This window comes from Rugamonas sp. GW822-FHT03B10, assembly GCF_058801745.1.
Map to the genome: position 1 here is coordinate 131,990 of NZ_JBXANP010000014.1, position 13,368 is coordinate 145,357.

10 protein-coding genes and 3 tRNA genes are annotated in these 13,368 nt (G+C 67.4%); 5 read left to right on the plus strand and 8 right to left on the minus strand.

The window, feature by feature from the left end; translation table 11 throughout:
- Positions 1-151 precede the first annotated feature (151 nt).
- The 4 genes from AC1RQG_RS20500 to AC1RQG_RS20515 all read right to left on the minus strand — a co-directional run bounded on the left by AC1RQG_RS20500 (position 152) and on the right by AC1RQG_RS20515 (position 6,378).
- Positions 152-1,222 (minus strand): WD40/YVTN/BNR-like repeat-containing protein, encoded by a 1,071-nt coding sequence (locus AC1RQG_RS20500; RefSeq protein ID WP_493134067.1) that lies wholly within the window; start codon positions 1,220-1,222, stop codon positions 152-154.
- Positions 1,223-1,362: 140 nt separating this feature from the next.
- Positions 1,363-2,727, minus strand: a complete 1,365-nt coding sequence (locus tag AC1RQG_RS20505) for a DUF1329 domain-containing protein (RefSeq protein WP_493134069.1) — start codon at positions 2,725-2,727, stop codon at positions 1,363-1,365.
- 14 nt (positions 2,728-2,741) lie between these two features.
- Positions 2,742-4,691, minus strand: a complete 1,950-nt coding sequence (locus AC1RQG_RS20510) for a DUF1302 domain-containing protein (RefSeq protein WP_493134071.1) — start codon at positions 4,689-4,691, stop codon at positions 2,742-2,744.
- A 337-nt stretch (positions 4,692-5,028) separates the two neighbouring features.
- Complete coding sequence (locus AC1RQG_RS20515) at positions 5,029-6,378, minus strand: anaerobic sulfatase maturase (protein ID WP_493134073.1); 1,350 nt, start codon at positions 6,376-6,378, stop codon at positions 5,029-5,031.
- Positions 6,379-6,560: 182 nt separating this feature from the next.
- Here AC1RQG_RS20515 and AC1RQG_RS20520 point away from each other — a divergent pair, with 182 nt between their 5' ends.
- Positions 6,561-7,613: an AraC family transcriptional regulator gene (locus AC1RQG_RS20520; RefSeq protein ID WP_493134075.1), complete on the plus strand. Its 1,053-nt coding sequence runs from the start codon at positions 6,561-6,563 to the stop codon at positions 7,611-7,613.
- Between the two features lie 26 nt (positions 7,614-7,639).
- Here AC1RQG_RS20520 and dinB read toward each other — a convergent pair whose 3' ends face one another.
- A complete protein-coding gene (gene dinB, locus AC1RQG_RS20525) occupies positions 7,640-8,791 on the minus strand; it encodes a DNA polymerase IV (protein WP_493134077.1) in 1,152 nt (383 codons plus the stop codon).
- Between the two features lie 209 nt (positions 8,792-9,000).
- Between dinB and AC1RQG_RS20530 the strand changes: the two genes are divergently transcribed.
- The 4 genes from AC1RQG_RS20530 to AC1RQG_RS20545 all read left to right on the plus strand — a co-directional run bounded on the left by AC1RQG_RS20530 (position 9,001) and on the right by AC1RQG_RS20545 (position 10,271).
- Positions 9,001-9,834, plus strand: a complete 834-nt coding sequence (locus AC1RQG_RS20530) for a substrate-binding periplasmic protein (RefSeq protein ID WP_493134079.1) — start codon at positions 9,001-9,003, stop codon at positions 9,832-9,834.
- Between the two features lie 112 nt (positions 9,835-9,946).
- Positions 9,947-10,022, plus strand: a tRNA-Val gene (locus tag AC1RQG_RS20535).
- A gap of 24 nt (positions 10,023-10,046) precedes the next feature.
- Positions 10,047-10,123 (plus strand) — tRNA-Asp (locus AC1RQG_RS20540).
- A gap of 71 nt (positions 10,124-10,194) precedes the next feature.
- Positions 10,195-10,271 (plus strand) — tRNA-Asp (locus AC1RQG_RS20545).
- A gap of 118 nt (positions 10,272-10,389) precedes the next feature.
- Here the strand turns inward: AC1RQG_RS20545 and ahpF are convergent.
- From ahpF to AC1RQG_RS20560, 3 genes are all read right to left on the minus strand, one after another.
- The gene (gene ahpF, locus AC1RQG_RS20550) at positions 10,390-11,946 is read right to left on the minus strand and encodes an alkyl hydroperoxide reductase subunit F (RefSeq protein WP_493134081.1); all 1,557 of its coding nucleotides are present in this window, start codon (positions 11,944-11,946) and stop codon (positions 10,390-10,392) included.
- A gap of 95 nt (positions 11,947-12,041) precedes the next feature.
- Positions 12,042-12,605, minus strand: a complete 564-nt coding sequence (ahpC, locus tag AC1RQG_RS20555; RefSeq protein WP_182151793.1) for an alkyl hydroperoxide reductase subunit C — start codon at positions 12,603-12,605, stop codon at positions 12,042-12,044.
- 183 nt (positions 12,606-12,788) lie between these two features.
- Positions 12,789-13,368, minus strand: a 580-nt coding sequence (locus AC1RQG_RS20560) for an MFS transporter (protein ID WP_493134083.1), incomplete at its 5' end; no start/stop codon positions are given.

Below are 13,368 nucleotides of genomic sequence, written 5' to 3' on the forward strand. Positions count from 1 at the left end.
TCCTGTCTCTCTCCAAAGGTGCTGATGGCCGTTGGCGCGGTGCGCTGCGGCTCTTGTGGTCGATGTGCGTTGTGTATCCGTGTGTGCGCGTGTGTTTCCGTGTGTGCCCGCCCCGTGCGTGGCGCGTGCTCAGCGCCCGATCAGCGCCCGATCAGCGCGCCGCCAGAGGCTGCTGGCGCACGCCGCGCACGCCGCCCAGCACCAGCTGGCCGCCGGCCGCCAGCGCGGCCGACACCGGGCCGCCCGACGCGCCGGGCAGGCGCGCGAAGGTGGCGCCGGCGTCGGCGCTCACCAGCACCTGGCCGGCCTGGCTGACCAGCAGCAGCCGGCCGTCCGGCGCCATGGCCGATGCCGTCAGCCCCACCTGCAGGCCGGTCTCGACCTTGCTCCAGCTGGCGCCGCGGTCCGTGCTGCGGTAGGCGTTGCCGCGCAGGCCGTACACCAGCAGCGCGCCCTCCTTGCCGGCCAGCCCGAAATAGGTGCCCTTGTACGGCGTGGACAGCGCGTCGAAGCGGCCGCGCTCGCGGTTCAGGCGCAGCACGAGGCCCTGCTCGCCGACGATGTAAAGGTCGCCGCCCACGGCGCGGATCGCGTTCAGGTGGAAGGCGCTCGGGTTGTCGGTGCGGTCGGCCCAGCTTTGCCACGTGCGGCCGCCGTCGGCGGTGTGGAAGATCAGGTTGAAGGCGCCCACCACGAAGCCGTTGTCGCGGTCCTCGAACCAGACGTCGAGGAAGGGTTTGTCCGGGCCCTGTTCCACCAGGCGTTTGGCGTCGGCGCGCTGGGCGTCGGTGGCGTTGGGGTTCTTGCTCACTTGTTCGTCGGCGATGGCGGCGGCGGCGCGGCCGTCGAGCTGCTTGCTCCAGCTGGCGCCGCCGTCCACGCTGTGCAGCACCACGCCGTCATGGCCCACGGCCCAGCCCAGTTCGGGCGTGGGGAAGTGCACGGCCACCAGGTCCGAGGCCAGCGGCACGGCGGCCTGGGTCCAGTGCGCGCCGCCGTCATCGGAGTAGACGATGTGGCCGCGCTGGCCCACGGCCACCAGCCGTGTGCCGGCCTGCGCCAGGCCGTTGATCAGCGCGCGCGCGGCCAGCGGGCTGCGCACGGCCGCCGTGGCGAGCGGATCGGAGAACGGTTGGGTGGCCGCTTGCGCGGGCAGGGCGGCACAGGCGGCGGTGGCCGCGCAGGCCAGCGCGGCGCGCTTGATCCAGGTCAGTGAGTTCATATGCTAGACAAAAAAATTCGGTGAAGCTGCAAACAGGCAGGGCAACCGAAAAAAGCCGCCGGCCGGTGGAGATCTGCGTATCAACCGGCGGCAAAGAGAAACACGGTGCGTGTTGCCTGACTCTTGCTACAAAAGACGACTTAGCGCACGCCGGACCCGGCCAGCGATTCGGCCGTCCATTCCGTCGCCTTCAGCGGCTCGATGTACTTGATGCCGCCATGCATGCCCACCAGACCGCTGATGTTGTAGGTGCCGCTGACGAAGTCGTAGATCATGTGGCAGGCCGACTGCGGCGCCTGGGCATCCCAGCTGAAGGTGAGGAAGTCGTACGAGGCGCGGTACAACTGGCCGCGCGCATCGTATTCATCCGAGGCCAGCGCGGTCCAGCTATCCTCGTCGATGTAGAACGTGCGCTTGCTGTAGATGTGGCGCTTGCCCGGCTTCAGGGTCGCCTCCACCACCCACACGCGGTGGGTCTCCCAGCGCACCATGTCGGGATTGACGTGGTTGGGCTTGGTGATGTCGGCCGCCACCTTGGCGTAGGTGATCTTGTAGCCGTTGTACGGCACGATCATCTCCTTCTTGCCGATCAGCTTGAAGTCGAAGCGGTCCAGCGCGCCGTTGAAGACCCAGGCGTCGTCGTAGGTCGAGGCGCCGGCCGAACCGGGGTTGGGCGTGTCGTAGGCCACGTCCGGCGCCAGCTTGACGCGGCGCTGGCCGGGCAGGTACTGCCACACCTTCCTCGGCTGCATCACCGGGTTGACGGCGTCCAGCGCCAGCAAGCCTTCGCCGGCGCGGCGGGCCGGGGCCAGATAGGCCAGCTTGGTGCGGAAGAACACTTCATTCTGTTTGGCCGGCTCGCTGCGCTTGGGGTCCGACAGCGGGAACTCCTGGTAGATCTCGCCGGTGGTGGCCAGCGTCGGCACGCCCGAGGCGTCCACGTTCCACGAATCGTACTTGGTGGTGTTGGCCCGGCCCTGGTAGCGCAGCAGGTGGTTCCACATCACTTCAAAGCCCGTCTTGGGGATGGGGAACGGCACCCCGGCCAGCGCCCCCTCCACCCCCACGCCGCCTTCCGTGGTCTTGGCGTTGACCGCGTTTTTGGCCGTGTTGTCGAGCACGAACTTGGGGAAGTTCACGCTGCGGTGGGTCGGGTAGACGTCGATGCGGAACGTGGGGAAGCGCTTGAGCAGCTCGCGCGTGCCGGCCGTCAGCTTGTCCTCCTGGCCGGCCACGTTCTTGGCCGTGATCACCAGGCGCGGCTTGTCGGCGCCGTAGGGGTCGGGGCGCATGCCGGTGCCCTTGGCCACGGCCGGGCCGTTGGTCAGGCCGCCCGTGTATTCGGGCACGGCGCCATCCTTGCTGGCGGCCTTCTCGGCGCCGGTGGCCGTCAGCGTGGCGCCCAGCTGCCGGGCCTCGTCCGGCGACACGTTGGCCTGGGCCAGGGTCGTGGCCGCCAGCGCGGCCGCCATCAGGGTCAGTTTGAACAGTTTTTGCGTAGACATCGTCATCATCCAGGTCAGAAGGTGGTTTTGAAGGTGAGGGCCACGAAGCCGCGGTCCTTGAGCAGTGGCGTCACGCCGGCGTTCGAGGTGATGGCGCCGTTGGCGTCGGTCGCGAACGGGCCGAAGAAGTCCACGTACTTCACGTCGAAGCGGTATTTCTGGTACAGGTCGAAGCCCAGGCCGAAGCTGTAGTTGCCGGCGTGCTGGTTGCCGCCCGACTGCACGGCCGAATTGCCCGACAGGCCGACCGCGTAGTTGAGCGGCATGGTCAGGTCCAGGCCCGGCCACACCTGGAACCAGGTGGGCGTGAAGTTCAGCGCCAGACCGAAGTAGTCCTTGCTGACCTTGTCGGCGCCCACATAGCTGTCGCGGCCCTTGAAGAACTGCTCGCCCGAGGTCACTTTGGCGACCCGGTTCCACGTCAGCTCCGCGATCCAGCTGGAGGCGTCGAACAGCGGCGTGGCGGCGGTCGTGCCGAGCGCGTTGAGCACGCCGTGCCAGGTGTCGCCGCGCGCGCCGCTGACCTGGTTCTGGCCCGGCTGGGCCGCGCCCGTCACCACCAGCGCGCTGCCGGTGAGCGCGTTCAGGCTGGCCACCAGGGCCGGGTTGGTGCCGACCGGCATCAGCAGCGCCGGGCTGCTCATCAGCGGCATGTCGCGCCGGTAGCTGAGGTCGGCGCCGACGGCCACCCCGGCCACGCTCTTGGACAGGCTCAGGCCGAACACGTCGATGCCGCCCGCGTATTCGAGCTGGTAACGGCTGGTGGCGCCCAGCGTGGCCGGGTAGAACAGGCAGTTGCCGCCGACAGCCAGCGCGCCGGGGATGGCGGCCGTGCAGGTGGCGTTGCCGACGGCCAGCGCGGTGGCGGCGCCGGCCTGCTGGGCCGCCGCCTGGGCCGCGGCGGGCGTGCCGCCGGCCGCGATCACGGCGGCGGCCGCCTTCTGGGCGTTGGCCGCCACCAGCGGGCTGTTCTTGCCGAACAGGGCCGACGGCAGGCCGGCCAGGCGCAGGTTGGCCTGCGGCAGCAGGTCGGCCGTGCGGCGGCCATAGAAGCCCAGCGTGCCGTCCAGCCATTCCGGGCTCCAGCGCGCGGCCAGGCCGAAGTCGCCCTTGTGCTCGGGCTCGCGGTCCTTCTCGCGCACGGCGCTCGGCAGGCCCAGCGCGGACAGGTTGAACGTCTCGCCGCCCTGGAACGCGTAGTCGTAGAAGCCGAGGAAGGAACCGGCCTCGGGCAGGCGGGCCGGCTTCCAGTTGAAGAAGTACTGGGCCGCGAACGACAGTTCGGTGGTCGGCGAGAACTGGGCGGAGATGGCCTGGCGCGGCAGGAACAGTTCCTTGGCGTCGGTGTTGGGCACCGAGAAGCCCTTGATCAGGTCCACGGCCGACTGGCCGTAGTTGACGCCGTGGATCACCGACAGCAGGCTCTCGCCCCAGTACAGCGTGTGCTGGCCCAGCTTGACGTTGACCGGCATGTCGCCCACGTCGAAGCCGGCGAACACGAACGCGTCCAGCACTTCGCCCGAGGTGCCCTTGTGGTAGCGCCGGGCGTAGTCCGACAGGCCCAGCGCCGGCTTGCCATCGGCGCCCACATGGTTGGAGGTGGCCACGCTGCCGTTGTCCAGGTGCGAATAGGCGCCATCGGCCCAGCCCGCCGCGCTGACGCGGAAGCCCATGCGCTTCTTGTACACGAAGTCGAATTCGCTCAGCAGGTCGACGCGGTTCGACACCGTGCCCTGGTCGAAATTGCGGTCGCCATCGTCGGAGTTGACGGACTTGAGGATGTTGGGGTTCTGCTTGCTGAGACGATTGGCGTAGTTGTACTTGACCGTGTTGTCGAAGCGGATCGCCAGGTCGGGATTACTGGTCTCCAGTTCCACCGCACCCGCCGCGCCCATCGCGCACAGGGCCGCCGCGAGTGCCGTCGCGCGCAGGACCAGGGCCTGTTTCTGCTGTGTGTGTTTCATGCTGCACCATCTCCTTGGTTATCGTTATGTGTGACGCTGGGTACTGCGACTGCTGTTTGCTGCGAACCGGCGGACGACGCATGCCGGCCGGACGTGCGGGGTCCTTGGACGGCAGGGAAGCTGCCGGCCGGCCATGCTGGAAAAATCGGGCGTGCTTAAGGGTGGGATCGCGCCGGTGGCGCGCGGCGCCGCTGACGCTGGTGGATATGCTGCATGGTGGTGTCTCCCTTGTCGTGCCGCTTTTTGTTTTCGCTACCGTGAAATCTATGGATGATTTCTTGATTGCATTTTGCGACGAACGTCCGCGCCGTGCTTGTCATTTCTTGTCAAGCGACAGTCATTTTGTGACAGCTGTGGTTTTCAGGATCAAGGGCCCCTTGTAGGCCTCCATGATGGCCGAGGCGGGCATGCCGCTGGCCACGATCTGGCCCAGCGCGTTCATGGCGCGCGTGATGTGGCGGAAGTATTTTTCGTAGCTGGGGCACAGGTAATTCATGCCGGGCTGGCCGTCGGGCGAGGCCATGAAGCGGTTCTTCGGGCACTCGCCGTGGCAGGCGAACAGGTAGGGGCAGCGCCGGCAGTAATCGGGCAGCGCCTCCTCCTTGGCCGCGCCGAACGCCTGCTGCCGGGCGCTGGATGCCAGCGCCAGCGGGTCGTCCTGCGCAATATTGCCAAGCAGGTAATCGGGATACATGAAATGGTCGCAGGAATACACATCGCCGCTGTGCTCGACGATCATGGCCTTGCCGCAGCGCGGCGCGAACAGGCACACGGTGGCCGGCAGCTGCAGCCACGCGGCCAGCGCCCATTCGAAGTTCATCACGTGCACCGTGCCCACGTCGTTGCGCACCCACTCGTCGAAGACGGCGATCAAAAAATCGCCATAGGCCGCGCGGCCCACCGTCTGCGGCGTGACGCCGGGCGCCATTGACGGCGGCGGCGCCGGCGCGCGTGCGGCCGGCGATGCAGGCGCGCGCGCGGACAGCTTGGGCGGGGTGGCGAAGTGCAGCCCGATCACTTGCTCGCGCGGGGCCGGCAGGCGCTCGACCACCGGATTGAACTGGATGAAGCGCACGCCCTCGGTCTTGAGGAAGCGGTAGATCTCCAGCCCGTGCGCCGTGCTGTCGCTGGTGACGGTGACCAGCACGTTGTACTGCACGCCATGCCGCTGCAGCAGGCGCAGCGCGCGCATCACCTGTGCGTGGCTGGAGCGGCCCTGCTTGTCGGGGCGGTGCGCGTCATGGAGGGCGGCCGGACCGTCGAGCGACAGGCCCACCGTGAACTGGTGCCGGGCCAGGAAGGCGCACCACTCCTCGTCAAGCAGCGTGCCGTTGGTCTGCAGACTGTTGCGGATGGTCTTGCCCTGACCATACTCGCGCTGCAGCTCCAGCGCGCGGCGGAAGAAATCCAGTCCCAGCAAGGTCGGCTCGCCGCCCTGCCACGTGAACTCCACCTCGGGCGTGGGCTGGGCCGCGATGTAGCGCTGCACGTAGGCGCGCAGCACCTCGTCGCGCATGCGGAATTTTTCGCGCGGCGGATACAGCTGCTCCTTCTCAAGGTAGAAGCAGTAATCGCAATCGAGGTTGCACAGCGGCCCGATCGGCTTGGCCATCAAATGCAAGCCCTGTTCCGGCGCGGGTGCGGGTGCGGGTGCGGGTGCGGGTGCGGGTGCGGGTGGCGTATGCATGGCGGAGAACTCGCGGGTGGATGGCCGGATCGGCATAGATCCGGCAATGAATCGGCATTGTCAGCCGGCCCCTGTTGCGCCGCTTGTCATTTTTCGCCAAGCCGCTGTCATTCGACGACAGAACTCATTATGATGTAAATCGAGTGGCAAGCATATGCCGCCAAGACGACCACGAGAGAGACATGAACACGCTGGAACAATCCGTACCGGCACGCTATTTCGCGATGCTGATGGATTACCTTGAATCGCACGGCACGCCGTGCCGCGACGCGCTCAGCGCGGCCCAGGTGCGGACCCTGAACGACCCGCTGGCCCTGCTCACCACCAGCCAGGTCGACACGCTGGTGCGCGAGATGACGCGCCTGACGGGCCGCCACGACCTGGGCTTCGAACTGGGCCGCCTGATCAAGCTCAATTCGCACGACGTGCTGGGCTACGCCATGATCAGCAGCCCCACCATCGACCACCTGCTGCGCCTGGTGGCGCGCTACTACCGGCTGATGTCGCCCATGTTCGTGTTCCGCTACCAGCGGCTGGGCGAGCGGGCCGAGGTCAGCTTCCAGCCGGTGGTGGCGATGAACGAGCCGACCTTGCAGTTTTACCTGGAGACGGTGGCGCTGTCGTTCCACGCGCAGCTGATGACGATCACGGGCAACAAGCTGGGGCCGTACGACGTGCACATGTCCATGCCCGAGCCGGCCCACGTGCAGCGCTACCGCGAGCTGGCGCCGGCGCGCTTCCATTTCGGCGCGGCCCAGCTGGGCGTCCATATTTCGATGAGCGCGGCCGGCTTCGACCAGCCCCTGCCGATGGCCGACCTGCGCGCGCTGGCCAAGGCCGAGGAACGCTGCAAGCAGCTGCTGCAGGAGATGACGGCGGCCGGCAAATGGTGCGACTGGGTGGCCATGATGCTGCGCGAGGCCGAGGACAGCCAGCCCACGCTCGACGAGCTGGCCCGCATCCTCAACATCTCCTCGCGCACGCTGGACCGCTACCTGGCCCGCGAAGGGGTCAGCTTCCGCGACCTGGCGCTGGCCATCCGCAACGAGCGGGCCTGCGAGATGCTCGCCAGCGGCAAGCACCCGGTGTCGCAGATCGCCTACCGGCTCGGCTACAGCGACATGGCCAACTTCAGCCGCTCGTTCAAGAAGAGCAACGGCGTGAGCCCGACCGCCTACATGGAGCAGCACCGCCCGAAACCGGGGTCAGGTCATGCGATCACGCAAGTTGTGTGATCGCATGACCTGACCCCGGTTCCGGGTTACTGGAACAATTCGCCCTGCACGGGCCGCGCCGCCGCCGGCGCGGCGCCGCGCGGCTCCAGCGTGCTGGCCCGCACGCCCAGCAACCGCAAGCGCCGCTCCAGCCCCACCCGCTTCAGGCCGGCGCGCGCCGCGTGCAGGATGGCGGCCGCGTCGTCCACGGCCTGCGGCACGGTGACGTTGCGGCTGACGATCTGGAAGTCGTCGAAGCGCAGCTTGATGCTGATGGTGCGGCTCACATACCCCTTGCGCCGCAAATCCTCGGCCAGCCGTTCGCACAAGGCCGTCAGGATGGCCGACAGCGCGGCCCGGTCCTGGCGCGCGTGCAGGTCGCGCTCGAAGGTGGTCTCGCGGCTGATCGATTTGGTCTCCGAGCTGGTGGCCACCTCGCGCTCGTCCACCCCGCGCGCGGCGTCGGCCAGCCAGCCCGCGTAGTGGTGGCCGAAGTGCTGCTGCAGCAGGGCGGGATCGGCGGCGGCCAGATCGCCGATGGTGGCGATGCCGAGCGCGGCCAGCTTGTCCGTCGCCTTGGGGCCCACGCCGTTGATCTTGCGCACGGCCAGCGGCCAGATGCGGGCCGGGATCTCGTCGTGCTCGAGCACGGTCAGGCCGTCGGGCTTGTCCAGGTCCGAGCAGATCTTCGACAGCAGCTTGTTGGGCGTGACGCCGATCGAGCAACTGAGGCCGGTGGCGTCGCGCACGGCCTGCTTGATGCGCGCGGCCAGCGCCACCGTCTCGCCCTCCACGTCCGTCAGGTCGATGTAGATCTCGTCGATGCCGCGGTCCTCGATGGCCGGCGCGATGGCGGCCACGGCCGCCTTGAACAGGCGCGAGAAATGGCGGTAGCGGTCGAAATTGACGGGCAACAGCACGGCGTCCGGCGCCAGTTTGGCCGCCTTCATCATGCCCATGGCCGACCCGACCCCGAGCGCCCGCGCCTCGTAGGTGGCGGTGGTGATCACGCCGCGCCCCACGTAGTCGCGCAGGCGCGCGTAGCGGCGGCTGCCGTCGGGCAGCTGCTCGGGGGCGCTGTCGCGGCCGCCGCCGATGACGACGGGCTGGCCCCGCAGATCGGGATAGTGCAGCAACTCCACGGAGGCGTAGAACGCATCCATGTCGAGGTGGGCAATGCGGCGCGCGCGCGCTGTCATGGTCGTGGCGATCGGCCGCCTGGGGCCGGATACTGTGAATACATACAGTATCGCCGCAAACGGCCCCGACCGCAAGAGCCGGCCCGGCCGTTCCCGGATCGCTTTTTCGCAACAGCCGACGCCGGTGCGGCCCGCCTTTCTCACCGGACAGGAACATGGCCATCCGGCAGCGGTGCTACACTGGGACCCAACTGAACGTTCGCGCCCCCATGTCCGTCCGCCCACCGCTGTTCACCCTCGTCCTGGCCCTGGCCGCCCCTGCGGCACCGGCGGCCGCCTATGTGTGCCCGCCCGTCACGCGGGTCGGCCTGAGCGACCTCGGTTACGCATCGTACCGCGAGGACGGGCACTACCGCGGCACGGCCGTGGACCTGATCGAGGAACTGGGCCGGCGCACCGGCTGCCGTTTCCAGTTCGAGTGGTATCCGCGCGGCCGGCTGTTCGCCGAATTCGGCGCCAACCGCATCGACATGGTGATGAGTTCCCTGCCCGACGCGGCGCGCGACCAGGCCGGGCGCTGGATGCCCTACAGCTATACCCGCTTCGAACTGGTGCTGAGCCGGCGGGCCGGCGGCGGCTACGCCAGCCTGGCCGACTTCGTCGAGCGCGGCACGGGGCGGCTCAACATCACGCGCGGCCTGTACTACCCGCCGGCCGTGCAGCGCCAGCTGGAACGGCTGCGGCAGGCGGGCCGGCTCGAATACGTGAACGATTTCGACACGGTGTTCCGCAAGATCCAGGCCGGGCGCGCCGACGGCACGCTGGCGCCGCCGGTGATCCACCTGTGGCACAGCCGGCGCCTCGGCGTGAGCGACGACTTGCGCCACGACGAAGTGGTCGAATCGCCGCGCAGCATCGCCGGCGCCTACGCCTCGCGCGCCAACGTGGCGCCCGAGTTGCAGCAAGCGTTCACGGCCGCGTTCCGCGCCATGGTCAGCGACGGCACGGTGCTGGCCATCTACGGCCGCTACATGGGCGCCGACATGGCCAGGCAAATCTTCGCCGGCGGCACGCGCGACATCCTCGACAGCTACCCGCCGTGACGGCGCGCCGCGCAATTATTTGCGAAATCCCTTGCGGAACGCGCCGCCCTGCTTGTAGAATACGGCCTCGTTCAGCAGTTGTGACCATGACTGCATGTTTTCAAGCGAGCATGGGTGCTTAGCTCAGTTGGTAGAGCGGCGCCCTTACAAGGCGTAGGTCGGGAGTTCGACCCTCTCAGCACCCACCATGCACCTGAAAACGCGGACGAAAAGGAGTGGTAGTTCAGTTGGTTAGAATACCGGCCTGTCACGCCGGGGGTCGCGGGTTCGAGTCCCGTCCGCTCCGCCAGCATTCCGCCGATGACCCGATGGGTTGTCAGCACACAGAGCAACAAACGTCGCAAACCGACGCCGCAGTTTGGAGCGGTAGTTCAGTTGGTTAGAATACCGGCCTGTCACGCCGGGGGTCGCGGGTTCGAGTCCCGTCCGCTCCGCCAACATCCCTTAAGGGCCCGACCATGTCGGGCCCTTATTCATTTCCGCGCTTGAAATAAAAAAAACGGGGCCGCAACCTGCGTTGCGGCCCCGCTTCAGCGTATCGGCGCGCGCCGCGCCTCAGGCGGCGTGGTCCGCGCGGATCAGGTGGTCGAAGGCCGCCAGCGCGGCCTTGGCGCCTTCGCCGACGGCGATCACGATCTGCTTGAACGGCACCGTGGTCACGTCGCCGGCCGCGAACACGCCGGGCACCGAGGTCTGGCCGCGCGCGTCCACCTCGATCTCGCCGTGGCGCGACAGGGCCACCGTGTCCTTCAGCCATTCCGTGTTCGGCACCAGGCCGATCTGCACGAACACCCCTTCCAGCTCCACCCGGTGCGCGGCGCCCGACACGCGGTCGGTGTAGCTCAGGCCATTGACCTTCTGGCCGTCGCCATGGATCTCGGTGGTCTGGGCCGACACCACCACGGTCACGTTGGCCAGGCTGCGCAGCTTGCGCTGCAACACGGCGTCGGCCCGCAGCTCGGCGCCGAACTCCAGCAGCGTCACATGCGACACGATGCCGGCCAGGTCGATGGCCGCCTCCACGCCCGAGTTGCCGCCGCCGACCACGGCCACGCGCTTGCCCTTGAACAGCGGGCCGTCGCAGTGCGGGCAGTAGGCCACGCCGTGGTTGCGGTATTCCTTCTCGCCCGGCACGTTCACCTCGCGCCAGCGCGCGCCGGTGGCCACGATCACGGACTTGCTGCGCAAGGTGGCGCCGCTCTCGGTCTGCACCTCGATCAGCTTGCCCGGCACCAGCTTGCTGGCGCGCTGGGTGTTCATGATGTCGACCTCGTAGTGCTTGACGTGCTGCTCCAGCGCGACGGCGAACTTGGGTCCTTCCGTCTCCTTGATCGACACGAAGTTCTCGATCGACAGGGTGTCGAGCACCTGGCCGCCGAAGCGGTCGGCCAGCACGCCGGTCTTGATGCCCTTGCGGGCCGCGTAGATGGCGGCCGCCGCGCCGGCAGGACCGCCGCCGACGATCAGCACATCGAACACGTCCTTCTTGTTCAGCTCGGCCGCCTGGCGGGCGCCGGCGTTCTTGTCGAGCTTGGCGAGGATCTCCTCCACGCTGGTGCGGCCCTGGCCGAAATGCTCGCCGTTCAGGAACATCATCGGCACGGCCATGATCTGGCGCGCCTCCACTTCCTGCGGGAACACGCCGCCGTCGATGGTGGTGACCTTGATGCGCGGGTTGATGACGGCCATCGCGTTGAGCGCCTGCACCACCTCCGGGCAGTTGTGGCACGACAGCGAGATGAAGGTCTCGAAGTTGTAATCGCCGTCGAGCTGGCGCACCTGCTCGCTCACGGCGTCGTCGAGGCGGATGGTGTGGCCGCCCACCTGCAGCAGCGCCAGCACCAGCGACGTGAATTCATGGCCCATCGGCACGCCGGCGAAACGCACGCCGATGTCGGTGCCGGGGCGGTTGATGCTGAACGAAGGCTTGCGCACATTGTCGTCGTGCCGTTCGACCAGCGTGATCTTGTCGCTCAGCGACACGATATCCTGCAGCAGCGCCCACATCTCGCGTGCGGCGGCGCTGTCATCGAGAGACGCGACCAGCTCAATCGGCTGCACCACCTTTTCCAAATAGGCTTTCAACTGGGATTTCAGGTCTGCATCTAACATGATTTTTTCTTCCTTACTCAAACTTTGGGCGTATGCCGGGCCGGATGCCCGGACCGGCATCGCGGTACTACTGTGTGTGAACGGTCAGGTTCAACTTAGATCTTGCCGACCAGGTCCAGCGAAGGCTTCAGGGTGGCGGCGCCTTCGGTCCACTTGGCCGGGCACACTTCGCCTGGGTGCGAAGCGACGTACTGGGCTGCCTTGACCTTGCGCAGCAGTTCGGTGGCGTCGCGGCCGATGCCGTTGTCGTGCACTTCCAGCACCTTGATCTGGCCTTCTGGATTGATGACGAAGGTGCCGCGCAGGGCCAGGCCTTCTTCCTCGATCATCACTTCGAAGTTACGGGCCAGCAGGCCGGTCGGGTCGCCCACCAGCGGGTACTGGACCTTCTTGATGGCGTCCGAGGTGTCGTGCCAGGCTTTGTGGGCGAAGTGGGTGTCGGTCGAGATGCCGTACACTTCCACGCCCAGCTTGGCGAATTCAGCGTAGTTGTTGGCCAGGTCTTCCAGTTCGGTCGGGCAGACGAAGGTGAAGTCGGCTGGGTAGAACACGAATACCGACCACTTGCCTTTCAGGGAAGCTTCCGTCAGGTCAACGAATTTGCCGTTGTGGTAAGCGGTGGCCTTGAAAGGTTTTACTTGGGTGTTGATCAGGGACATAGTGGTTTCCTCGTGAGGTTGTGGATCAATGAGACGCCAGTGTAAAGTCTTTTGATCCATATGCAAAATTGATTGTCGCAATATATTCAATATATTTTGGCTATCGAATAAACATATGGAATTGCTATTATCCCCGTTCCGCGCCAGGACGGCGCGGCTTGGTGCCGGGGAAAATGACGCGCGTCACGCGGGATCGAGTGCCCGGTTCACCCGCCACGCCAACGGTAGTGTGAACAGCAGGATGGCCGCCAGCGCGACCAGCGCGGCGGGCACGCCGGCCGCGTCGCCGAGCCGGCCGAACAGCACCGGCGCCAGCGCGCCGCCGCCGATGGTGCCGGTGTAGAACAGGGCGAACGCCTGCTCATGCTTGCCGGCGGGCGCCAGCTCCGGCACCGTGCCGTACAGCACGGACGAGGTGCCGTTCAGCGCCAGCCCCAGCAACGGCAACACGGCCAGCACCCCAGCCTGCGGCAGCCACACGGCCGCCACGATCAGCAGCGCGGTGAGCGACTCGGTGATCCACACGGTTTTCATCATGCCGATGCGCGCGCCCAGGTAGCCGCACAACAGCTTGCCGAACGCGCCGCCGACGAACAGCAGCGACAGCGCCAGGCCGATGCCGGCCGTGCCGGCGCCCTTGCTCTTCAGCAGGAACGGCAGGAAGGTGAGAAAGCCCATGCGCACGGCGCTGTCCAGCGTGCCCGTCAGCAGCAGTGCGCGCAGCCCGCTGGCCGAGCCGGCGCGCGGCGCCGCGGCCGTGGCC